17 protein-coding genes are annotated in these 22,616 nt (G+C 70.3%); 3 read left to right on the forward strand and 14 right to left on the reverse strand.

The genetic code is table 11. The features are described 5' to 3' along the window. Nucleotides 1–72 precede the first annotated feature (72 nt). The 3 genes from AB0Q90_RS19215 to AB0Q90_RS19225 all read right to left on the reverse strand — a co-directional run bounded on the left by AB0Q90_RS19215 (nucleotide 73) and on the right by AB0Q90_RS19225 (nucleotide 2,696). Complete coding sequence (locus AB0Q90_RS19215; RefSeq protein WP_363160203.1) at nucleotides 73–1,791, reverse strand: LCP family protein; 1,719 nt, start codon at nucleotides 1,789–1,791, stop codon at nucleotides 73–75. A gap of 19 nt (nucleotides 1,792–1,810) precedes the next feature. Continuing rightward, nucleotides 1,811–2,449 carry a nicotinate-nucleotide adenylyltransferase gene (nadD, locus tag AB0Q90_RS19220; RefSeq protein ID WP_363160204.1) on the reverse strand — a complete coding sequence of 213 codons (639 nt, stop codon included), beginning with the start codon at nucleotides 2,447–2,449 and terminating at the stop codon, nucleotides 1,811–1,813. An 82-nt stretch (nucleotides 2,450–2,531) separates the two neighbouring features. Beyond that, the gene (locus AB0Q90_RS19225) at nucleotides 2,532–2,696 is read right to left on the reverse strand and encodes a hypothetical protein (RefSeq protein WP_015660428.1); all 165 of its coding nucleotides are present in this window, start codon (nucleotides 2,694–2,696) and stop codon (nucleotides 2,532–2,534) included. Nucleotides 2,697–2,972: 276 nt separating this feature from the next. Here AB0Q90_RS19225 and AB0Q90_RS19230 point away from each other — a divergent pair, with 276 nt between their 5' ends. Beyond that, a complete protein-coding gene (locus AB0Q90_RS19230) occupies nucleotides 2,973–4,097 on the forward strand; it encodes a M48 family metallopeptidase (RefSeq protein WP_363160365.1) in 1,125 nt (374 codons plus the stop codon). Between the two features lie 22 nt (nucleotides 4,098–4,119). Here AB0Q90_RS19230 and AB0Q90_RS19235 read toward each other — a convergent pair whose 3' ends face one another. The 5 genes from AB0Q90_RS19235 to proB all read right to left on the reverse strand — a co-directional run bounded on the left by AB0Q90_RS19235 (nucleotide 4,120) and on the right by proB (nucleotide 9,153). Next, nucleotides 4,120–5,190, reverse strand: a complete 1,071-nt coding sequence (locus AB0Q90_RS19235) for a hypothetical protein (protein ID WP_363160205.1) — start codon at nucleotides 5,188–5,190, stop codon at nucleotides 4,120–4,122. 99 nt (nucleotides 5,191–5,289) lie between these two features. Further along, entirely contained in the window at nucleotides 5,290–5,895 is a 606-nt protein-coding gene (locus AB0Q90_RS19240; protein WP_363160206.1) for a hypothetical protein, read from the reverse strand. Between the two features lie 115 nt (nucleotides 5,896–6,010). Continuing rightward, nucleotides 6,011–7,297: a glutamate-5-semialdehyde dehydrogenase gene (locus AB0Q90_RS19245; protein WP_363160207.1), complete on the reverse strand. Its 1,287-nt coding sequence runs from the start codon at nucleotides 7,295–7,297 to the stop codon at nucleotides 6,011–6,013. 108 nt (nucleotides 7,298–7,405) lie between these two features. Beyond that, nucleotides 7,406–7,873 (reverse strand): hypothetical protein, encoded by a 468-nt coding sequence (locus AB0Q90_RS19250; protein WP_363160366.1) that lies wholly within the window; start codon nucleotides 7,871–7,873, stop codon nucleotides 7,406–7,408. Nucleotides 7,874–8,046: 173 nt separating this feature from the next. Further along, nucleotides 8,047–9,153 carry a glutamate 5-kinase gene (gene proB / locus AB0Q90_RS19255; protein WP_363160208.1) on the reverse strand — a complete coding sequence of 369 codons (1,107 nt, stop codon included), beginning with the start codon at nucleotides 9,151–9,153 and terminating at the stop codon, nucleotides 8,047–8,049. Nucleotides 9,154–9,358: 205 nt separating this feature from the next. Between proB and AB0Q90_RS19260 the strand changes: the two genes are divergently transcribed. Continuing rightward, nucleotides 9,359–10,756: a polysaccharide pyruvyl transferase family protein gene (locus AB0Q90_RS19260; protein WP_363160209.1), complete on the forward strand. Its 1,398-nt coding sequence runs from the start codon at nucleotides 9,359–9,361 to the stop codon at nucleotides 10,754–10,756. A gap of 145 nt (nucleotides 10,757–10,901) precedes the next feature. After that, nucleotides 10,902–12,899, forward strand: a complete 1,998-nt coding sequence (locus tag AB0Q90_RS19265; protein ID WP_363160210.1) for a hypothetical protein — start codon at nucleotides 10,902–10,904, stop codon at nucleotides 12,897–12,899. Here the strand turns inward: AB0Q90_RS19265 and AB0Q90_RS19270 are convergent. The 6 genes from AB0Q90_RS19270 to AB0Q90_RS19295 all read right to left on the reverse strand — a co-directional run bounded on the left by AB0Q90_RS19270 (nucleotide 12,893) and on the right by AB0Q90_RS19295 (nucleotide 22,589). Continuing rightward, nucleotides 12,893–14,092, reverse strand: coding sequence for a glycosyltransferase family 2 protein (locus AB0Q90_RS19270; protein WP_363160211.1), 1,200 nt, complete (start codon nucleotides 14,090–14,092; stop codon nucleotides 12,893–12,895). The two genes, AB0Q90_RS19265 and AB0Q90_RS19270, sit on opposite strands and share 7 nt — an antisense overlap. 201 nt (nucleotides 14,093–14,293) lie before the next feature. Continuing rightward, the gene (locus AB0Q90_RS19275; protein WP_363160212.1) at nucleotides 14,294–16,342 is read right to left on the reverse strand and encodes a hypothetical protein; all 2,049 of its coding nucleotides are present in this window, start codon (nucleotides 16,340–16,342) and stop codon (nucleotides 14,294–14,296) included. 137 nt (nucleotides 16,343–16,479) lie between these two features. Beyond that, the gene (locus tag AB0Q90_RS19280) at nucleotides 16,480–17,976 is read right to left on the reverse strand and encodes a bifunctional cytidylyltransferase/SDR family oxidoreductase (RefSeq protein ID WP_363160213.1); all 1,497 of its coding nucleotides are present in this window, start codon (nucleotides 17,974–17,976) and stop codon (nucleotides 16,480–16,482) included. Nucleotides 17,977–18,157: 181 nt separating this feature from the next. Next, nucleotides 18,158–19,351 carry a hypothetical protein gene (locus AB0Q90_RS19285; RefSeq protein WP_363160367.1) on the reverse strand — a complete coding sequence of 398 codons (1,194 nt, stop codon included), beginning with the start codon at nucleotides 19,349–19,351 and terminating at the stop codon, nucleotides 18,158–18,160. 74 nt (nucleotides 19,352–19,425) lie between these two features. Then, nucleotides 19,426–20,976, reverse strand: coding sequence for an alkaline phosphatase D family protein (locus AB0Q90_RS19290; protein WP_363160214.1), 1,551 nt, complete (start codon nucleotides 20,974–20,976; stop codon nucleotides 19,426–19,428). A 194-nt stretch (nucleotides 20,977–21,170) separates the two neighbouring features. Continuing rightward, on the reverse strand, nucleotides 21,171–22,589 hold the full coding sequence (locus tag AB0Q90_RS19295; protein WP_363160215.1) for an FG-GAP and VCBS repeat-containing protein: 1,419 nt from the start codon (nucleotides 22,587–22,589) through the stop codon (nucleotides 21,171–21,173). Between the last annotated feature and the right edge of the window lie 27 nt (nucleotides 22,590–22,616).

Genomic DNA, 22,616 nt, shown 5'->3' on the forward strand with positions numbered 1-22,616 from the left:
CAAGGGTCTCACGACCGGTGACGGCACCCCACGTGATTGTCGGCTCACCAGGGGTGCCGCCCGTCCCGGGCCCTAGGACGACGAGGGTGTGTAGTCCTGGCCAAGGATCACCGAGACGTTCGCGTTGGAGGAGGTCTTGCCCTTGGTGACGGAGCCGGTGGGCAGGCCCAGGGTCTTGGCGACCTCGGTGGCGTTCTCCTTGTCGGCGGCGTCGGTGTAGACCACCTTCGACGCGGCCTGGGCGGCGGACGCGGTGCCGCCCTCCAGGAAGGTGAAGCCGCCGTTGAGGAGCACCACGCGGGCCTTCTCGGTGTTGTCCTTCGTACCGCTGGCGTTCTGGACGGACACGCGGACCGCGGCGTCCTTGTCGGGGCTCTTCGCGGTGCCGCCGAGGACGTCCTTGACCACGCTGTCGCTGGCCGCGGCGGTCAGCGTGCCGTCGGACTGCACCGGCAGCAGGGCCGTCTTGTAGTCGCCGCCCTTGGCGAGGTCGGCGAGCTTGGCGAGGAAGGTGCCGAGGTCCTTGTCCGTCATCGAGGGGTCGAGGATCTGCTGGAGCGTCTGCACGGTGACCGTCGCGGCCTGCGCGTCGGAGGACAGTTTGCGCAGGACGCCCTGCATGACCTGCCCGAACCGCTCCAGCTGCGCGTTCTGGGCCTCGCCGGAGGCGCGGTAGGTGGCATAGGCGACGGCCATCTTGCCGCTGAGGGTCTGCTGCTTGCCCTTGTTCACGAGGGGGGCAGCGCCCTTGGACTTGGCGTTCGGGTCGGGCACGTCGGTGTTGGTGTCGACGTCGATGTTGCCGACGAGGTCGACAAGGTTCTGCAGGTAGGGGGTGTCCAGCCGCCAGGTGCCCTGGATCTCGGTGCCGAGGACCGTGTCGATCGCCTCGCGCGTCCCGGAGGAGCCGTCGTCCTCGACCGACTTGGCGAGCGTGGTCGTGCTGCCGCTGTCGTCGGCGAGGGCGAGGGAGTTGGGCAGCAGCACGGTGGTGCCCTGCCCGGTGGTGGTGTTGTCGACGAGCAGGGCCGTGGCGGTGTCGCCGCTCTTGGTGTCGTGCAGGTGGACGACGACCACGTCGCGGTTCTGGGCGCCGACGGCCGTGGTGCCGCCGGTCTTGTCGTCGGAGGAGGACAGGCCGGGCAGCTTCCCGGCGTACCAGAGGTAGCCGACGCCGCCGACCGCGCACAGCGCCAGGACGACGACGAGGGCGACGATCCGGCTGCGGGCGCGGCGCCGGGCCTCCTCGCGGCGTTCGGTGCGGTTCTCGGTGAACTTCAGCCAGTCGATGACGTCCTCGGAGTCACCGTCGGGCTCCTCGACGAAGGCGAACTGCTCGGTGCGGTAGTCCCGTTGGCCGCGGGCGTCCGGCTCCTCGGTGTCCTCCGCCGGGCCGGCCTGCTGCGGGATGTAGGCGGTCTGCTCGGCCACCCGCGGCTGCTGCCCACTGGCCGCGGCCCGGCCGTAGGGGTCGTACGAGGTCGCGGCACCGCCACCGGGCTGCCCGCCGGCGCCGTAGGGGTCGTAGGTGGGGACGGGCGGCTGCCGGCCGGTGTCGTAGGTGGGGACGGGGTCCTGGCGACCGGTGTCGTAGGGGTCGTACGGCGGGACCGGCTGCTGCTGGCCCGTCGCGTACGGGTCGTAACCGTAACCCTGCTGAGCGTAAGGGTCGTACGGCTGCTGAGGGGGCTGCTGCGGCGGGACCTGTCGGTACACAGGCTGCCCGTACTCGTCGTAGCCGACGAGTTCGTACTGGTCGGCCCCGTGTCCCGCGTCGTATCGGTCGTTCACCGGTGGTGCCCCTCTCGGCTCACTCGCCGCGGTACAGCTCGCGCTTGTCGATGTAGCGCACGACCCCGTCCGGCACCAGATACCAGACGGGGTCGCCGTTGGCGACTCTCGCACGGCAGTCTGTGGAGGAGATGGCGAGGGCGGGAACCTCGACGAGCGAGACTCCGCCCTCCGGGAGCCCCGGGTTGGCCAGGTGGTGACCCGGCCGGGTGACTCCGATGAAGTGCGCGAGGGAGAACAGCTCTTCCGTGTCCCGCCAGGTCAGGATCTGGTCGAGAGCGTCGGCGCCGGTGATGAAGAACAGGTCGGTGTCGGGGTTGAGCGCGCGCAGGTCACGCAGGGTGTCCACCGTGTAGGTCGGTCCGCCGCGGTCGATGTCGATACGGCTCACCGAGAACTGTGGGTTCTCCGCGGTCGCGATGACCGTCATCAGATAGCGGTCCTCGGCCGGGGAGACATCGCGGTGGGTCTTCTGCCATGGCTGCCCGGTCGGGACGAACACCACCTCGTCCAGGTGGAACTGCGCGGCGACCTCACTGGCCGCCACGAGGTGCCCGTGGTGGATCGGGTCGAACGTTCCGCCCATGACGCCGAGGCGGCGCTTGCCGCGGTTCGTCGGGCCGTTGCCCGGGCCGGTAGGCATGTCCTGCTCTCCCATGCGTGCAGACCCTACCGGCCCGACCCGTGGGCCACGGTCGCCAGACCCCTCGGGGACGTCCCCGGACGGGCTCGGCCGGGGATCAGCGGTCGCGGTTGAAGCGGGTGGTGACCCACAGCAGCAGCATGAGGATGACGAATGCGCCGCCGCCGGTCACCAGCGGGTTGAGGCTCTCGTGGTTGCCGCCGTGCTCTCCGCCCTCAGAGGCGAGGGTGACCAACTGGGCAGCGGTGCTGTGGAAGCTCATCTTCGGCAGAACCTATCGGGTGTGGGCGGGATAAAGATGTCGGCCCATCGTAAGCGGGCGGCTCCGCGCCGATCACGCCGACTCCGCCGTTGGGGAGGGGGCTCGCCTCCTTGCGCCGCCGCCGAGGCAACTTTCCCCGAGTCCCAGTCGTCCTTCCGCGTGTACCCCGCGGCAGCTCCTTCCCTACTGCCCGTCCACCGGAACTCCGCCTACGCTGGACTGCCCAGGGGGCCCGAAGGGCCGTACACGGCCACACAGACGCACATGGGGGACCACATGTCCGACGACGGCCACCAGCACAACGGGCACGAGAACGTGCCGAGCAGGCAGCGCAGGCGCTTTCCCGGAATCTCCTCGCGTGCGTACGAGCATCCGGCCGACCGCTCCGCCCTGGTGGCGCTGCGGAAGCTGAGCGGTTTCGACACCGTCTTCAAGGCCCTGAGCGGTCTGCTGCCGGAGCGGAGCCTCAGGCTGCTGTTCCTGTCCGACTCGGTGCGGGTCTCGGACCAGCAGTTCTCGCATCTCAACGACATGCTGCGGGACGCCTGTTACATCCTGGACCTGGAGAAGGTCCCGCCGATGTACGTCAATCAGGACCCGCAGCCGAACGCGATGTGCATCGGGCTGGACGAGCCGATCATCGTCGTCACCACGGGGCTCGTCGAGCTGCTCGACGAGGAGGAGATGCGGGCGGTCGTCGGGCACGAGGTGGGTCACGCCCTGTCCGGGCACTCCGTCTACCGGACCATCCTGCTGTTCCTGACCAACCTCGCCATCCGGGTCGCCTGGATCCCGCTGGGCAATGTCGCGATCATGGCGATCGTGACCGCGCTGCGCGAGTGGTTCCGCAAGTCGGAGCTGTCCGCGGACCGTGCGGGCCTGCTGGTCGGGCAGGACCTGACGGCCTCCATGCGCGGCCTGATGAAGATCGCCGGCGGCAACCATCTGCACGAGATGAACGTGGACGCGTTTCTCGCGCAGGCCGAGGAGTACGAGGCCGGCGGCGACCTGCGCGACTCCGTGCTGAAGATCCTCAACGTGCTGCCGCGTTCCCACCCCTTCACCACGGTGCGGGCCGCCGAGCTGAAGAAGTGGGCGGAGTCGCGGGACTACCAGCGGATCATGGACGGTCACTACCCGCGGCGCTCGGAGGACAAGGACACGTCGGTGACGGACTCGTTCCGTGAGTCGGCGGCCCACTACGCCACGCATGTGAAGTCGTCCAAGGACCCGCTGATGAAGCTGGTCACCGACATCGCGGGCGGGGCCGGCGACCTGGGCGGCCGGGTGCGGCGGGGCTTCGGGGGCTTCGCGAGCGGCGGCGGCTCGGCCAGTGGTTCGGCCGGTTCCGCGCCGCAGGACCAGCCGCCCACGGACACGCCGCCGCGGGACGAGGACTGAGCGGCTCTTCAGCGACCGGGGCTCACACCCTGGGCTGTGCGCTCTGGGCCAGTGAGCCGCACAGGGCCGTCGCGCTGCCCGTCGCGTACGGGTCGGTGCCGGCCGGGCCGCCCGCCTTGGCGGTCTGGCCGGCGAGCAGCGGGTGCAGCCGGTTCGCGGAGTCGTCGGCGCAGGACAGCGGGCCCGCCTGGACGTAGGAGACGATCAGCTGGGCCTGGCGCATGCGCAGGTCGTCGCGGTCGAAGCGGAAGTGCAGCTCGCGCCGCACGGTGAACAGGGACGCCTCGGCCTGCTCGCCGCCGCCGGCCGGCCGCAGCGCGTACACGAAGGTGTGGTCGGCGGTGACCTCCAGCGTGGAGGAGTCGACCTCGGCGGCCTGGAGACTGCCCTGGACCCGGATCTTGCGGTCGGCGAGCTCGACCTGGTCCGGATCGAACCGAACCAGCCAGCCGGTGGGCGCGTGCCGGCCGTCGGCAGTCGGGTGGTCGAAACTCTGGTCGAACTGGTCGAGTTGGTCCGGGTCGAGGAGGACGCGCACCGGCCGGATCTGGTCCCCGACGACCACTTCGGGGTGGAGCGCCGACCGGACGATGTAGTCCTTGACCACGGTCAGGGCGCCCACGACCTGGCTGTCCGAGAAGTGCGCGGTGCGCCGGGAGGCGGGCAGCGGGACGCCCTCGGCGCCGATCCGGTACTGGGCGGCGGGGCTCTGTGCGTACAGCGCGTCGATGTCGGTGGAGCCGGGCACCTTGCCCTGGGGGGCCAGCGGTATGACGGTCATCCGCAGGGGTTCGACGGGCTGCTGGGCGGCCGGGGTCTGGTAGGGGTGCCGGACGCCCATGTAGATCGCGGTGCCGAAGGCTACGGCGATCAGCAGGACGAGGATCAGCGCCTGCCGGGACAGGCCGCGGCGCATGGGCGGGCGGCGGCGGACGGCGGGCGCGTGGTCGGTCAGGCGCTCCTGGGCGGAGAACTCCTGGAGCCGGGCAGCACGGACGAACGACTCGTCGAAGACGACGGATCGGTACTCCTCCTCGCCACCTCCGGGGCCGCCCTCGGGTGTCCCCTCAGGTGGGTCTCCAGGCCCTCCCATACCTTCAGAGTAGGTCTCGCGGGGCCCCGGTAAACGCCCTGCTACGCGACAAGTTCTGACAGGTTCTCACCAGAAAGCGCCGGTTCCGGCCGGGTGGGTTCAGGGGGTGCGGGGGATCGCCGAGGCAGCCGGCTGGGAGTAGTCGGCGGAGGCGGAGGGCACCACCGCGCCGCCCTGTTCCAGGCCCGTGGAGGCCGGGGGCGGCGGAACCTGTTCCCGGTTGCCCGAGGACGCGCCCCGGTAGACGGCCGTGAAGGCCAGGGCGACCATGCCGATGCCCATCACCAGGGCGAGCATCCAGGCGACGGGACGGTGCCAGCGGACCTGTTTGCCGTAGGTGCCCGGGGCGCCGTAGCGGCTGTCGAGGACGTCGGTGTCGTCCAGGTCGTCGAAGTCCGGATCATGGCCGAAACCACCGCGGCCGTCGGGGCCGTATCCGTCCTCGTACCGCTCGCCCCGGCCGTGTGCCCGGCGGGCCTCCGCCTCGGAGGCCTCCGCTCTCGCCTGGGCGGCGGCCAGCAGGCGCTCGACGGCGGTCGGCTCGTGGAACGTGGCCGCCCGTACGAAGGCCTCGTCGAAGACCACGGAGGCGAACTCTTCGTCCGACACCCCGCGGTCGTGGTCGTCGTCGGGCTCCCAGCCGTCAGGGAACGGCGTACCCCCCACGTCCTCCGGCACGGATCCAGAGTAGTCCTGGGGGGTCAATTTGGGCAGACGGTATGGAAATTCATCCGCCCGGTGAGACGCCGCTCATGCGGCTTTCGAGCGGCGCACGGGCGCGGCGGGGGCGCCTGCCGCGCGCATATGCGCCGCCCGGCGGTCAGCGCCGTACGTGCCCGTCGCCGGTCACGATGTACTTCGTGCTGGTCAGCTCCGGCAGGCCCATCGGGCCGCGGGCGTGCAGCTTCTGCGTGGAGATGCCGATCTCCGCGCCGAAGCCGAACTGGCCGCCGTCCGTGAAGCGGGTCGAGGCGTTGACCGCGACCGTGGTGGAGTCGACCAGCTGGGTGAAGCGGCGGGCGGCCTGCTGGGAGGTGGTCACGATGGCCTCGGTGTGGCCGGAGGTCCACAGCCGGATGTGCTCGACGGCCTTGTCGAGCGAGTCGACGACGGCGGCGGCGATGTCGTAGGAGAGGTACTCCGTCTCCCAGTCCTCCGGGGTGGCCTCCACGACCGTCGCCCGGGAGTCCTTGGCGTAGGCCATCACCCGCTCGTCGGCGTGGACGGTGACGCCGGCCTCGGCGAGCGCGTCCAGGGCGCGGGGCAGGAACTCGGGGGCGATGTCCTGGTGGACCAGCAGGGTCTCGGCGGCGTTGCAGACGCTCACCCGGTGGGCCTTGGAGTTGATCAGGATCTCGACGGCCATGTCGAGGTCGGCCTGGGCGTCGACGTAGACATGCACGTTGCCCGTGCCGGTCTCGATCACCGGGACCGTGGACTCGCTGACGACCGTCCGGATCAGGGAGGCGCCGCCGCGCGGGATCAGTACGTCGACCAGGCCGCGGGCGCGCATCAGCTCGCGCACGCTCTCCCGGCTCTGGCCGGGCACGAGCTGCACGGCGTCGGCGGGCAGCCCGGCGCCGCCGACGGCGTCCCGGATCACCCGGACGAGAGCGGTGTTGGACTCGTAGGCGGAGGCGGAGCCGCGCAGCAGGACGGCGTTGCCGGACTTCAGGCAGAGGGCGGCGGCGTCCACGGTGACGTTCGGGCGGGCCTCGTAGATGATGCCGACGACGCCGAGGGGAACACGGACCTGGCGCAGGTCGATGCCGTTGGGCAGGGTCGAGCCGCGGACGACCTCGCCGACCGGGTCGGGCAGCGCGACGACGTCCCGTACGTCGGAGGCGATGGCGCGCACGCGCTCCGGGGTCAGGGTCAGCCGGTCGATGATCGACTCGGCGGTCCCGGCCTCGCGGGCGGCGGCGATGTCCTTGGCGTTGGCCTCGACGATTTCGCTCGTACGGACCTCCAGCGCGTCCGCGATGGCGAGCAGCGCGTCGTCCTTGACGGCCCGCGGGAGCGGGGCGAGGTCGGCCGCGGCGGCCTTGGCGCGGTAGGCGGCCTGGGTGACCGGGGGCATCGAGTCGTACGGCGAGAGCGTGGTCATGAGGGAAGGGTAGTGCGCCGGACGGGCCGGTTCACCGGCTGTTCCACACCGCGAGACAAGCCCGGCGAAGGTCACGCAAAAGGGATCCTCAAGCTCTTCCCGACGGGCTCAGTACGGGTGCACGCCCACCGGGCTGGCCGGCGGCGGCCCGTATCCCTCCGCGATGCGCTGGTGGTAGGTCTCGCGGTCGATGACCTCAAGGCCGACGATCTCCCAGGGCGGAAGCCCGGCGGTCTGGCGGTGCTCGCCCCACAGGCGCAGGGCGACGGCGGCCGCGTCGTGCAGGTCGCGGGCCTCCTCCCAGTACCGGATCTCCGCGTGGTCGTTCGCGTATCTGCTGGTCAGCAGGAAGGGGTGGTCGTGGGCGAGCTGTTCGAGGGCGCGCCGCACCTCCTTCAGCGGGGCCTCGGCGCCGGAGACGCTGAGGGTGACGTGCCACAGCCGGGGCAGGTCCTCGGGTTGGCCGGCGGCGGCCCGTTCGCCGGTCGCGACGCTCGTCAGGGCGCGCTCCTCCGGGGCCGCACGGTTCGGGGACCCGCCGATTCCACCGCCGGAGGCCGCCGCCCCAGGGCGCACTCGTCTCACGACGGCCTCCTTCGTCCAACGGTCGAGCAGCGCTCGTGCGGAATGTGTCCCTGAGACAAAGTTGAGCAGGCCGCAAGCCGTTCTGTGGCGCTTTTTCGGAACGTCCACCTCAGGGCGACCGCTTCGCCGGGGCGTTCACCCTGTTTTCGGACGGATGACGCCCGTCAGGGGTGCAGGACAACCAGGTCGTCCCGGTGGACGACCTCGCGTTCGTACGCCGGTCCCAGCTCGCGCGCCAGTTCCCGGGTGGAACGGCCGATCAGCTGGGGGATCTCCTTGGCGTCGAAGCTGACCAGCCCGCGTGCGACGGCGCGTCCGGTGCTGTCGCGCAGCTCGACCGGGTCACCCGCGCTGAAGTCGCCCTCCACGGCCGCGATCCCGGCCGGCAGCAGCGACTTGCGCCGCTCGACGACCGCGCGCACGGCCCCGTCGTCCAGGGTGAGCGAGCCCTGCGGGGTGGAGGCGTGCTGGAGCCACAGCAGCCGGTCGGCGGACCGCTTGCCGGTGGCGTGGAAGTAGGTGCCGGTGTCGCCGCCGGAGAGCGCGTCGGCGGCGTGGACCGCGCTGGTCAGCACCACGGGGATGCCGGCGGCGGCCGCGATCCGGGCGGCCTCGACCTTGGTGACCATGCCACCGGTGCCGACGCCGGCCTTCCCGGCGCTGCCGATCTCCACGTGCGCGAGGTCCTCGGGCCCCCGTACCTGAGCTATCCGCGAGGTTCCCGGCCTACTGGGGTCGCCGTCGTACACGCCGTCCACGTCGGACAGGAGGACCAGCAGGTCGGCCCGCGCCAGGTGGGCCACGAGCGCGGCGAGCCGGTCGTTGTCGCCGAAGCGGATCTCGTCGGTGGCGACGGTGTCGTTCTCGTTGACGACCGGGAGGGCGCCCATCGCAAGCAGCTTGTCGAGGGTGCGGGAGGCGTTGCGGTGGTGGGCGCGGCGGCTCATGTCGTCGGAGGTGAGCAGCACCTGGCCGACGCGGACGCCGTAGCGGGCGAAGGAGGCGGTGTAGCGGGCGACGAGCAGGCCCTGGCCGACGCTGGCCGCGGCCTGCTGGCGGGCGAGGTCCTTGGGCCGCCGGCGCAGCCCCAGCGGGGCGAGACCGGCCGCGATGGCGCCGGAGGAAACGAGAACAATCTCACGTTCTCCCCCGCTTCGGCTCTTCGCGAGGACGTCGACAAGGGCGTCGACACGGTCCGCGTCGAGCCCGCCGGAGGCGGTGGTCAGCGAGGAGGAACCCACCTTGACGACGATCCTGCGGGCCTCGGTCACAGCCTGCCTTGCGCCTTCCACCTGCGGTTCCGTCCCCTCACAGCTCGACTGCCACGCAATCTACGCGAAGGGGGCCGGGGTGCGCGCATCGGTCCAGCTCCCGGACAGGCCGCGAGTAATCGTTTGCTCACGTATTGCATACGGCAAAAAGGTTGTACGGGTTGCATATAGAAATGAAAGACTGGTCAAACTTAATCTGGACTTTGTGTCATCGAATGTTCCCCCCGCGCAGCGCATCCTCCTCCGATCGGGGAAGAGCCCTTACGACGTCGTCCCTGTGGAGGAAGCCCTCCACCGTGACGTGATCGCCACCAACTCCGGCAACCTGATCTTCAGCGACGCCACTCACAAGATTCTTGAGACGCCCGGCACCGAGGTCGTCTCGAACGGCATCAAGTCAGATGTCAACGCCGCGGGAAGGATCAACGACCAGTACGACGCCTTCGTCGTACCGCTCGCCAACGCCTTCCGGCCGTCCTTCGAGCCGTCCCTCAGGCGGATGACGCAGCTCATCAGCAAGCTGCGGATTCCGGTGGTCGTGGTCGGCGTCGGCGCCCAGACCGGCCTCAACTACGACCCGGCGCGCCTGAAGCCCATGGAGCCGGCGGTACGCGCGTTCGTCTCGGCGGTGCTCGACCGCAGCGCCTCCATCGGCGTGCGCGGCGAGTTCACCGAGCAGTACCTCAAGGACATGGGTTTCCGGGACGTCGAGGTCATCGGCTGCCCGTCGCTGTTCATGTACGGCAAGGACCTCGCCGTACAGAAGGACGCGCCCACGCTCACCGCCGAGTCCCGGGTCGCCATCAACGGCTCGCACAGCGCGGTGCAGTCGCAGGGCCTGGACCGGGTCATCGCGGCCGCGCACGAGCGCTACCCGCACCTGCGGTACATCGGCCAGAACCTCAGTGACGCCCAGCAGCTGCACTGGCGGGACCTGTCCCACCCCAACGGCAGGATCACGGCGATGCCGACGCACCCGGACCACCCGATGTACCGGGAGGACAAGGCGCGCGTCTACATCGACCCGATCACCTGGATCGACGACCTGCGCGAGTTCGACTACTCGTTCGGCTCCCGCATCCACGGCAACATCGCGGCGCTGCTGGCGGGCACGCCCGCGACCGTGCTGTGCAGCGACTCGCGCACGCTGGAGCTGTGCCGCTACTTCGGCATCCCGCACCGCCGGATGGACCAGCTGGCCCCGGGCGAGGACGTCGACCCGGCGCGGCTGTACGAGGAGGCCGACTTCACCTCGCTGGTCGGCGGCCACCACGAGCGCTTCGAGCGGTTCACCGGCTTCCTGGACCGCAACGGCCTGCGCAACACGTTCACGCACGGCGACGGCGGTGCGGCGTTCGAGAAGCGGATGCGTGCGCTGTCCTTCCCGGCCGGTATCGGCCCCTGGATCGACAACGACCCCGCCGCGCTCGCCGCCCGGTTCGGCTGGCTGCAGAAGCGCATCGGCCAGCTGTCCTCGGACAACGCCAAGCTGAAGAAGCAGCTGGCGCAGAAGCCCGCCACGGTCACCATCCCGGCCCAGCCGTCGTCCGTCTACCGGCGGGCGCGGCGCGCGATGGGCAAGGCGCTCCAGACGGGGCGTTAACACTCAGGCGTCACTCCAAGGCCTCCGGACACCCGCGTGTCGTCCGGAGGCAGGCGCGCGTTAACCCGGACGCACGTTCTGCGCCGACCTTGGAGTGATCGCCGTGCCTCTATCCCTCCTCCGCCCGCTCCGTCCCCGGCTCCCGGTGAGACCGCTGGTGGCGGCCGGCCTGGGTGCCGCCTTCTGCGCCCAGGCCGTGGCCGCGCTGCTTCCACACCTTCCGCTGCTGCTCGCGGCCACCGCCCTGGCGCTCGCCGTCGAGGGCGTCCTGTACCGGTGGCAGCGCGGCATGCTGTCGGTGTTCGCCAAGTCGCACGCGGACGTCACCGTGCGGCATGTACTGCGGGATCTGCTGCTGGTGGTGGGCCTGCTGCGGCTGGGCGGGCAGGAGCGGGAGACGGCGTACGCGCCGCTCGTCGCCGGCCTGCTGGCCTGCTACGCGCTGCACTGCGCGATCCAGGCCCTCTCCGTCCTGGTCCGGCGCAGCCGCACCCTGCCGGTGGTGACCCGGAACATCGACGCCTCCGCCCTGCGCCTGTCCCCCGCCCCGCCGGTCCTGCTGCGCCGCCCCGGCCACCGTCTGCTGGCCTACGGCCTGCCCTCGACGGCCGGTCTGCTGGCCACGGCGGCCACCGCCGAACCGCGCTGGGCGGCCCTCGGTATCGCGCTGTCCCTGGGACTGTCCGTGGTGGGCCTTTCCGGCCTGCTGCTGAGGCTGCTGCCGAGCCGCCGTCCGGCGGGCGAGCAGGAGGTGCTGGAGTGGCTGGACGCGTGGCTGGCGGTGTACCGGCCGACGGCCGCTCTGTACTTCTCCGGCGGGACGTCCTCGGCGTACCAGGCGAACATGTGGCTGGAGCCGCTCGCGAAGCTGGACGGGCGTCCGCTGATCGTGCTGCGCGAGCGCTTCATGGTGCAGAAGATCGCGCCGACCGACATCCCGATCGTCTGTCTGCCCAAGGTCTCCACGCTGATGCACCTGGAGCAGTCCACGCTCCAGGTCCTCATCCACCCGTCGAACTCCGGCAAGACCTCCCAGATGCTGCGCATCCCGACGATCAAGCACACCTTCGTCAACCACGGCGAGAGCGACAAGCTGTCCTCCTGCAACCCGTACGCGAAGGCCTACGACGAGGTGTGGGTGGCCGGGCCCGCGGCGCGTGAGCGGTATGCGCTGGCCGAGGTCGGTGTCGAGGACAAGGACGTGGTGGAGATCGGCCGCCCGCAGCTGGACGCGGTACGGCCGTACGCGGGCCCGCCGACGGGGCCGTACACGACCGTGCTGTACGCGCCGACCTGGGAGGGCTGGGACGGGAACCCGGGCAACACCTCGGTGGTCGAGGCCGGCGAGAACCTGGTGCGGGCGCTGCTGGCGGATCCGGGGGTACGGCTGCTGTACAAGCCGCATCCGCTGACCGGCTCGGTCGATCCGCGGGCCGGGGCGGCCGATCTGCGGATCCGGGAGATGGTCCGGGCGGCGAACCGGGAGCGGTCGGCGGCGCGGCCCGCGGACGACGGTGAACTTGCCGGGCTGACCCGGGAGTTGGACCGGCTGACCACGTCCGACTTCCGGGCCGGTGCCGACCAGATCGAGCGGATGCTGGCACAGTCGGCGCCCGAGGCGGGGCGCGCGGAGGCGGTGGCGCGGGCCACGGCCGCCTGGGAGGAGGCCTACTGGGCCGCTCTGCCGGAGGGGGAGCACCAGGTCGTCACGGAGGCCCGGCCCACGCTGTTCTCCTGCTTCGACCGGGCCGACCTGCTGATCAGCGATGTGTCGAGCGTCATCAGCGACTTCCTGGCGAGCGAGAAGCCCTACGCGGTGGCCAACACCAGCGGGCTCGCGGAGGACGTGTTCCGCAAGGCCTTCCCGACCGTGCGGGCGGCGACCGTGCTGACGCCGGACGCGGCCGGGGTGCCGGCGCTGCTGGCGGCGGTCCGGGACCCGGAGAAGGACGAACTGGCAGCCGCGCGGGCCGAGTTGAAGTGCCATCTGCTGGGCCCGGCCGAGCCGACGTCCCAGGAGCGTTTCAACACGGCCGTGCGGGAGCTGGGTTCGGCCGCGCGGGAGCACCGGGTGCGGATGGCCGAGCGGCTGGCCGCGGAGATCCCGGGGCAGCGCCGGGAGGACATCCGCACCCCTCAGTGACGGACCCCCGAGCGAGCCATCCGGCGCGCCTTGCCCAGCGCCCGCCGCACGAAGGTGTCGACGCCGCCCTCCCGGTAGCCCTCGAAGCCGCGGGCCTCGCGGGGTTCGGCGAGGTAGACGGAGTCGGGTATGCCCGCCTCGGCGTCGCGGAAGTACGGGTAGGCGAGGTACAGACGGCGGCCCTTCTTCTCCAGGAGGGCCGCCGGCTGCTTCTTGGCCTTGGTGAACTTCAGGACCTCCAGCAGCCGTTCGGGCTGCCGGCCGGCCACCAGGTGCAGGCGCAGCCGCTCGTCGACCCGGAGGCGGCGGGCGACGTCCTCGTTCCAGTACGCGGCCATCAGCGGCGCCGCCAGTTCGAACTTGTGCCGCCGGATCTTCTGGCCGTCCTTGAGGTACTTGGGGCCGAACTGCGGCAGCAGGGTGACGAGGAAGGGGCGGACCATGAGCACATCGCGTTTGGGGCCCGGCGGGACCATGTCCGCGATCAGGTTCATCAGGGCGCGCGCGGAGTCGAAGCGCAGGGTGTAACTGCCGCTCTTCGTCACATGCTTGCCGTCCTCGCGGCCCACCAGGTAGTAGCAGGTGTAGTCGGCGATCACGGAGACCCCGTCGGCCCGCAGATAGGCCTCCATCGTGAACAGGGCGTCCTCGCCGGTCCACAGGGACTCGTCGAACCGCATGCCGTGCCGGTCCAGCAGCGCGCGGCGGAACAGCTTCTGCGCGCTGAGGGTGAACTTGATGTTGGAGGACCAGACGTCGGTGCGGTTCAGGGTACGGCCCCACATCGACTGCGGGGGCTTGCGGTTGACGCCCTCGACCTTGCCGAGGACGACGTCCGTGCCGTGCCGGTCGGCCATGGCGACCATCCGCTGAAGGGCCTCGGGGCCGAGCCGGTCGTCGGCGTCCAGGAAGAAGACGTAGCGCCCGGTGGCCTTGTCGAGGCCGACGTTGCGCGGGCCGCTGGGGCCGCCGGAGTTCTCCTGCCGGATCACCGTGACCGGCATGGGGGCGCGGGCCGCGAACTCCTCCAGGTACTCCCCCGTGCCGTCGGTCGAGCCGTCGTCCACGGCGATGACCTCGATGCGCGCCGGGTCCAGGGTCTGCGCCTGGACGGACGCCAGGCATTCGACCAGGTACGGCATCGCTTCGTACGCCCCGATGATCACACTGACATCAGGTTGCGTCACGGTCACGTTTCCCCCCAATAAACGGAAGATTGTCCCCCGTTTCTCTTTTCGCTACCTACTAGACGGTTCGCCGCAGGAAGCGGTTGCCCCGGCCCAGCCGTTTGGTGACTCACGTCACAGTACGTACGAGGTGTGAAAAGGGTTCGGCCCCCGAGGAGCCGAACTCCTCGGGGGCCGAAGGGAAAACCCGGTCGGTGGACCGGCGGGTCAGCCCGCCAGTTCCGCCTCCTCCGTGGTCGCGATCCGTGACTCCTGGCCGAGGTTGCGGGTCTCGGCCTTCAGCGACAGGTTCGCCACCGCGGTGTTGAACTGGTCGATGGACGCCGGCTCGTCCGGGCCCAGCAGATACCGCTTCAGCTCGCCGCGGTCCTCGGCCAGCGGGTCGGCGGCGGGGGCGCGGACGGCGTCCAGCAGACCGCCCAGCTCGGCCGCGCTGTTGGACAGGATCGTCGCGGCGCGCACCGCGGTGTTCTGCCGCTTGAACTCCTCCACGCCCAGCTCGCCGGAGTCGGTGACCGCGTACGGCTTGCCGCTGGCGATGAAGTCGGAGACCACGCTGGAGATGTCGGAGACCATCGCGTCGGAGACGTTGAAGCAGTCGTACAGGCGCGGCTCGGCGCCCGTGATCACCCGGTGCTCGTGGCTGCCGAAGGAACGCCAGTACGCGTCGTTCCACTCGGCGCGCAGCCGGGCGATCTCCTCGTGCCGGGCGACGTCCACCAGGCCGTCGCGGGTGGCCTCGGCCTCGTCGCCGCGCTCCTTGCCGTTGCCGGACAGCTCGGCAAGGCGGGCCTCGATCCGGGCCAGCTCGGCCTTGGCAGCCGTCCGGGCGGCTTCGTCGGCGGTGAAGCGGGCGTCGGTGGCACGCTCCACCGCGGCCTTCTCCACCAGGGCGGTGATCCGCTGGTGGGCGGTCTTGGCCTCGGCGCTGACGGTGCCGGTGAACGGGTGCGGCTTGTACAGGACGCGGACCGGCGGGTCGGCCTTGACCAGCTGGTTCACGATGTTCTCGCCGGCCAGCACGATCGAGGTGTTGCCGGGGTTGCCGTCCCAGCCCTCCCAGGTGGGGGCGTAGAGGACCGTCGGGACACGGCCGTCCGGCACACCCTGCCAACTCTGGATGGGCGCCAGCTGCGGGCGGCCGACCTCGACGATGTCGTCGTCACGGACGCCGACGTCCGCTATGGCGTACCGGTCGCGGCCCGCGCGTCCGGCGGTCCACACCTCGTCGTACACCTTGCTGAACGGGTTGACGCTGGCCAGCTTGTCGCTGTCGCCGTGGCCGATGAAGACGTGCTTCATGGTGGGCACGCGCAGCATGTGGATGTTCTTGCCGACGTTCGCGGCGTACAGCGCGACGCGCACCGTGGACAGGTCCATGTTCATCAGGTGCACCCCTCCGGGCACGCAGATGACGGGGACCGTGGTGGGCGCCAGGTTGTTCAGGATGACGCGCTCACGCAGCAGGATCAGCGGCTTGGAGTCGAGCTGCTCCATCGTCTCCAGCCACATGTTGACCTGGTAGGCGGAGTCCTTGGAGCCGGAGAAGTACAGCACCGTCTCGGGGCGGTACTCGGCCAGCCAGTCGTCGACGGCGGCCAGCACGGTGTCCGCGTTCGGCGGGGTCTTGCGGCCCCGGACGTACGGCATGAGCGCGAGGACGTACAGGCAGCCCAGGAACAGCGTGACGCCGATGCCGACGAACCCGGCCACGGGCTCGTCCGTGAGCGCCGAGACGAGTATGCCGACGACGGCGATCACGTCGAGGTGGAGCATCTTCTCGGCGGAGCGGTTCAGCAGCCCGCGCGGCGGGGCGTCCGGGATGCGGATACGCGAGGCCAGGTCGACATTGCGGGTGGCGACCGGCATACGGCGGCGGTTGCGGATCAGGGTGACCAGCGCGCCGTGCGGGGCCTGGAGGCCGTAGAAGGCGATGAAACCGGCGACCGCGGCGTAGAAGACCAGGTTGTCCGAGAGGTCCAGCCGGGCCAGCAGGAGGACCAGGAGCAGCTGCCGGATCAGGAAGCGGATCGACAGGCCTGCCCGCACCTTGCTCAGGCGGTTGATCAGGTAGCTGCCCTTGCGGTGCAGATAGTGGTCCGCCAGGTACGTCACGGCGGCCGCGGCCGCGAAGGCGGGAACGCTCGGGACGAGCGCGGCCACCATGAGGCAGGGGAAGCCCAGCATCATGAGGACCGCCGCGGCCAGCTCGGCCGCGCTGCCCACCCGGGCGACGCGTATAGCGGTGGAAATCACGGAGAAACCTGCTCTTGGAGGGGGAGTGCCGGTTTTGTTCTGAATTTATGGTCGGTACGGATTCAGGCCTCTGCGAACGCTCCTTTAACGGGCACCCACAGAGGCCTGAATTCCTCAAAGCTATATACGCTTGATTATTACACGCCGTCCTGGCGGTCGAGCACCGTGGCCAGCGCCGCCTCGAATCCGGAGGCCTTTGCCGCACCGGCCGTCGGGTCCTGCTGGCGGACGTCGATGACATGGCCCGTCAGCTCGGACAGCAGCACGTCCAGCGAGGTACGCGCGACGGCCTCGGAGGAGAGCAGGCTGCCCGCAGGCTCCTGGCCGAAGGCCTTGGTGCGCATCGGCGTGGCGGTGCGCTCCGGGTTGATGCAGTTCACCCGGATGCCGTCGCCGGCCCACTCGTCGGACAGCGCCTGGGTCAGGTTCACCATGGCGGCCTTGGTCGAGGAGTACAGGCTGTACTCGGCGCGGCCGCGGGTGTAGCTGCTGGAGGTGTACAGCAGCAGCTGGCCCTTGGACTCGGCCAGGTACTTGTAGGACGAGCGGGCGATCTGCACCGGGGCCAGGTAGTTGACCTTCAGCGCCTCCTCGATGGTGGCGTTGTCGGTCTCGGCGAGCTTGCCGATGCGCAGCACGCCGGCGGTGTTCACGACGTAGTCGATGCGCCCGGTCTCGGCGTACGCCTTGGACAGCGCGTCGTCGACCTCCTCCGGGTTCTCCACGTGGGTGCCGGTGGTGGAGCGGCCCAGCGCGTACACCTTGGAGCCGTAGGACTCGGCGAGTTCGGCGATGTCCTTGCCGATGCCGTACGAACCGCCGAAGACGACGACGGTCTTGCCGGTCAGCAGCTCGCGGTAGGCCTCCTCGGAGACCTGCTCGGGCGCGGCGGTGGAGGCCAGCTGGAAGAGCTTGTCGGCGATGAAGACGTCGACCGGCTGAGTGACCTTCATGTTGTACTCGTCGCCCGCGACGACGTGGATCGGCACGTCCGGCAGGTACTTGAGCACGACGGAGCAGTCGTCCGTGGCCTGGAAGTTGGGGTCACTGGCGGCGACCTCGTAGGCCCGCCGAATCGTGGACAGCTTGAAGGCCTGCGGGGTCTGGCCGCGGCGCAGGCGGGAGCGGTCCGGGATCTCGGTGATGAACTCGCCGTCCTCGCCGTGCGTGCGGGTCACGATGATGGTGTCCGCGGACGGGATGGCGACGTCGACGGCCTGGAAGCGCTCCAGCGCCACGACACAGTCGTCGATCACACGCTGTGACAGCAGCGGGCGTACGGCGTCGTGGAAGAGGACGTTGAGGTCCTCGCCCTCGGCCAGGCCCTCGCCGAGCGCCTCGATGGCGCGCTCGGTGGTCTCGTTCCGGGTGGAGCCGCCCTCGATGATCTTCTTGACCTTCGTGAACCCGGCCTTGGCGACGATCTTCTCGATGTCGGGGACATAGCCCGGAGCCATCAGCACGATGACGTCGTCGATCGAGTCGGCGTTCTCGAAGGTGGTCAGGGTGTGCTCGATGACTGCCTTGCCGGCGATCTTCAGCAGCTGCTTGGGGATCGACAGACCCACGCGCTGGCCGGTGCCACCGGCCAGGATCACTGCGGTGGTACGGGGCTTGGCTATGTGCTGTGACACAGGTGACCTACCTTGGGGCGACAGGGAACTTGGAAATGGTCCCACTTCCGGTTACCGCAGTGCAAGGTGAGCGACCTCCACCGCATATGTGCGCGCAACCTGTCATTCACCTTGCACTCCTGGTGATAGGCGGAGCGGTTCCGGGGACGCCGTTTCAATTGCTGTGAGTAACCGCACAGGTTCAGCGGCGTCGCAGCTTCTTCAGCGCGCGATGGCCGAGCACCTTCACGAGTTCCTTGGAAGACGTCTGGTGAACGGTCCGCGGCTGCACGGGCGGCGCGACGTTCGGCACCGTTTCGGCGGCGACCGCGGCGAGGGCTCCGTACAGGGCCTGGGCGGCCACCTCCGGATCCATGCGCGGCTTGGTCGCGGCCTGCCCCTTGGCCTTCGGCACGGCGGACAGCAGCGCCGGGTCGCCGAGCACCCGTACGCCCATCGCGACGATCCGCTCCGTCATCTCGGCGCCGATCTCGGCGGCGGCCTCGACGGCCCACTGCGGGGTGCTGATCTTCACGTCGTCCGGACCCGGCGCGCACGCATTCTTCATATGGATGACGGCGCCGTACCGGATGAGCTTCGAATAGAGCTCGTCCGGCAGCTCATTCCCGCGGAATTCCGTATTAAGGTTTCGCAGCATTTCGGTCTCGGCGAGGGTGAGAGACCGGTTCGCCGTGTCCGGAACGGGCTGAAGGAGATTCTCGGGCAGCCCGAGCAGCCCCTCGAAGGTGCGCATCAGCCCGCCCCGGTCCCGGTCGTCGACCACGACGACGGTGACCCGGTCCGCGCCCACGACCCGGACCCAGCGCTCGACGAGCCGGTCGTGCCGGTGCCGCCGCCAGAAACTGGGGTTGGGCTTCTCGTACGGCGCCTTCTTGAGCTTGTGCTTCAGCCAGCTCTCGTAGTCCATGCGCAGGCCGTTCTGCACGTACTGCTGCCACTGCGAGGGCATGATCTTCGCCAGCGGGCGCAGGGTGACCAGAATGTGCACCCGGTCCCCGCCGAGCTCTCGGACGATCCGCTCGATCGTCTCGTCGTCGGGGGCGTCGGCGAAGAACTCGCTGCTGACCACGGAGGTGCGCTCACCGGTGGCGGCGACCTGCTTGACCAGCGTCGCCCAGTGCTGCTCCTTGGGCTTCTGGTTGCCGATCATCCCGGGGCGGGTGCAGACCGCCAGGGCGGCCTGCATGGGGTGCCTGCTGGTGGCCGGGAACGCGACACCGTGCTCGGTCATCGCCTCCTTGGCGCCGAACAGCGCACCCTGAATCGAGGTGGTCCCGGTTTTGTGCGGGCCGATGTGCAACAGGCGGGTCCCGGCCGGCAGCGGGGTGACGCCGCCGTTGGCCGGGACTTCATCTCTCGTACAGTCCGTCTCCATAGTCATGGGACGGTAAGACCTGTTCCTGAGGGAGACCTAAGAGCGGGTCGCGACAGTGACGAGCGCCACATCCGTCACACGAGTTCCACCCCCGGCCGGCCGTCCTCCACCCGCAGTCGCGCCAGCGTGCTCGGCGTCGCGACCGGCTGCCGGACCGTGTCCACGATCCTGACGGAGGCGTCGATGCCGTCGCCGCGGATGTCGAGGAGGTGGTAGCCGCGGTGGGCGTCGATCAGCTTCCAGTGCGGGTTGTCGGGCAGCCGCGGATCCCACTGGGCGTGGAAGGCGGCCTGGTCCTGGTCGCCGTTGCTGGAGATGGAGGTGCCGACGAACTCGGCGCCGACGACGGCGGAGCCCGGGTCGGCGAAGTCCTCCTTCAGATCGCTGATCATCGTCAGGTGCCGGTCGCCGGTGAGCACGACCGGGTTGCGCACGTTCCTGAACTCCCGCAGGAACGCGTTGCGTTCGACCTGGTAGCCGTCCCAGGCGTCGTAGAACCACTGCTTGCCCTCGCCGACCAGCAGGTCCGTCTCGGCCATCATGATCTGCGAGGCGATCAGGTTCCAGCGGGCCGGGGAGTCGCGCAGGCCGTCCAGCAGCCACTGCTTCTGCTCGGCGCCGAGCATGGTGAGCGAGGGGTCCTGGGCGCCGGCCTGGCTGGTCGCCTGGTCGCTGCGGTACTGCCGGGTGTCGAGGACGTTGAGACGGGCGAGCCGGCCGAACTCCAGACGGCGGTGCATCCGGATGTGCGGCCCGTTCGGTACGGCGCTCGCACGCACCGGCATGTACTCGTAGTACGCCTGGTAGGCGGCGGTCAGCCGGGCCACGAACGCGTCGTGCGACTGCTTGTCCGGGTCCTGCGGGATCTCACCCGCGAAGTCGTTGTCGATCTCGTGGTCGTCGAAGGTGACCACGAAGGGCGCGTTCGCGTGCATCGCGGCGAGGTCGGGATCGGTGCGGTACTGGGCGTACCGGTTGCGGTACTGCACCAGGCTGTACGGCTCCCCCGTCCCCTCGTGCCGGCGCAGCGCCGTCGCCGAGGGCACCGACTCGTAGATGTAGTCGCCGACAAACAGCACGACGTCGGGGTCCTGGGCCAGCATGTCGGCGTAGGGCGTGAAGTAGCCGTGCTGCCAGTTCTGGCAGGAGGCGAGCGCGATGCGCAGGTCGCCGTCGGACTTGAGCGGATGGGGCGCGGTACGGGTGCGGCCGACCGGCGAGATACGGCCGCCGGCCCGGAAGCGGTACCAGTACGTACGGCCCGGACCCAGCCCCCGCACATCGACGTGGACGCTGTGCCCGAACTCGGGGCGGGCCTGCGCGGTGCCCCGGCGCACGACCCTGCGGAAGCGCTCGTCCTCCGCGAGTTCCCACTGCACCGGCACGACGCTGTCGGGCATGCCACCGCCGCCCAGGGGGTCGGGGGCGAGCCGGGTCCACAGCACGATGCCGTCCGGCAGCGGGTCGCCGGAGGCCACGCCGAGGCTGAACACGCCCTCGGGCAGGGTGTTCTCGGCGGCCCGCGCGGAGGCGGGCAGCCACAGCTGGGCGGAGGCGGCGGCGCCGAGCACGGCGGCACCGGCGGTCAGAAAGCGGCGTCGGTCGGGCGATCCTGCACCGGTCATCTGGCGAACTCCCTTACGTCGCGGGCCCTTTGGACACCTGGAAGCTCACGCTTCCGGCGGGTCCGCGCGCTGAACCCCAGGGTTCGCGTGCATGACAAGCAGGCAGACAACAGGAGACCCGTTGCGGCACGGGAACAACACGACGAACGCGTTCTTGCCGCAACGGGTCCTGGGGACCGCTCAGTCGCCTGGGGTCAGTTGGGGAAGACCTTGCCGAGCCGTCCCTTGCTGTCGACCGTGCCGAGCGTGCCCGCGCCGAAGACGAAGGACCCCTCGGCCGTGACGCCGGACGACGTCGTGGGGAACACCCACACGGCACCCCTCCCGCCGTTCTCGCGGAAGGCCCCCACGACCGGTTCCGCCCGGCCGTCACCGTCGCCGTCCACGAGGTCGAAGGCCCAGCCGAACCGGTCCCCCGCCTCGGCGACACCCGGTACGCCGGCGGTCTGCTGGCTCAGGACCCGGGTGCCGGCGCCCGTCGGCCCGTCCGCCCCGCCGGGGACGACGGCGACGGAGCCCGCCTCGCTCACCGTGCCGACCCGCTCGAACGGGTTGCCCACCAGGATGTCGCCGTAGCCGTCGCCGTCCACGTCCCCGACGGTCAGCTCGTTGCCGAAGCTGTCCTCCGGCTCCTGGGTGCCGGGCACGCCGGGGGTGTCCTGGTCGATCACCCGGGTCCTGGTGGTGTCCGGGCCGTTCTCGGTGCCGAAGGAGATCTCGACCGTGTAGTCGCCGTTGACGAGGTCGGCCCGGCCGTCGCCGTTGAGATCACCGAGCGCCAGATCGAAGCCCTGGGCGTCCACGGGCTCGCCCTGCGCGTCCTTCAGGACCGTGTGCGGCTCCAGACCCCCCTTGCTGCCGCGGAAGTAGCGCAGGGAGTACTGCGGGGCCGTGTCGTCCAAGTGGGACACGATGTGGCGCTCGACGACGTCGGTGATGCCGTCACCGTCGACGTCACCGGCCACGATCTCGTGCGCGGTCTCGTTCTCCGCGCCGACCAGCCCGGGCTCCTGGACGGACGCGGGGCTGCCGTCCCGCCCGAGGGGGCCGAACTCCACCCGGTCCCTGCGGATCAGATCCTGGTGCCCGTCACCGTTGAAGTCACCGGAGGCCAGGTCGCTGTCCTGGTCCACGCCGTTCCCCACGGCCGACAGGGCCACCCCGGAGGCGAAGCCATCCCGGCCGCCCCACAGCACGGTCACCCTGAACCGGTACTCCTTGTCGTCACGCTTCCAGTCCTCACCGGAGGCCGTCACCAGCAGGTCGGTGAATCCGTCCCCGTCCAGGTCGGCGGAGTCCAGGCCGGACCCGAAGTAGTCGTACTTCTCGGGGGCCCCGGGCACACCGGGCGAGGCCTGCGTGTACACCTGCCTGGCCGCAGTGTTCAGCCCGCTCGCCGTGCCGTACAGCACGGCGACGTAACCGGCCTGGGTCTTGTCCCCGACGGTCGCCAGCGGCGCGGCGACGGCGAGGTCCTCGTATCCGTCGCCGTTGAAGTCGTCCTGGATCTTCGTCGGCGGGGTCTCGGCGAAGGCCTCGGCGGTGGGCAGGGAGACGGCGGCCAGAGCGACGGCGGTCGCGACGGCGAACCGGCTGAGAGAGCGAGAAGGCATGGGAGTCCTGACGTAGAGCGGGTGGTG

Origin of the sequence: Streptomyces sp. NPDC079141 (assembly GCF_040686775.1) — a bacterium.
In the GTDB taxonomy this organism is placed as follows: domain Bacteria; phylum Actinomycetota; class Actinomycetes; order Streptomycetales; family Streptomycetaceae; genus Streptomyces.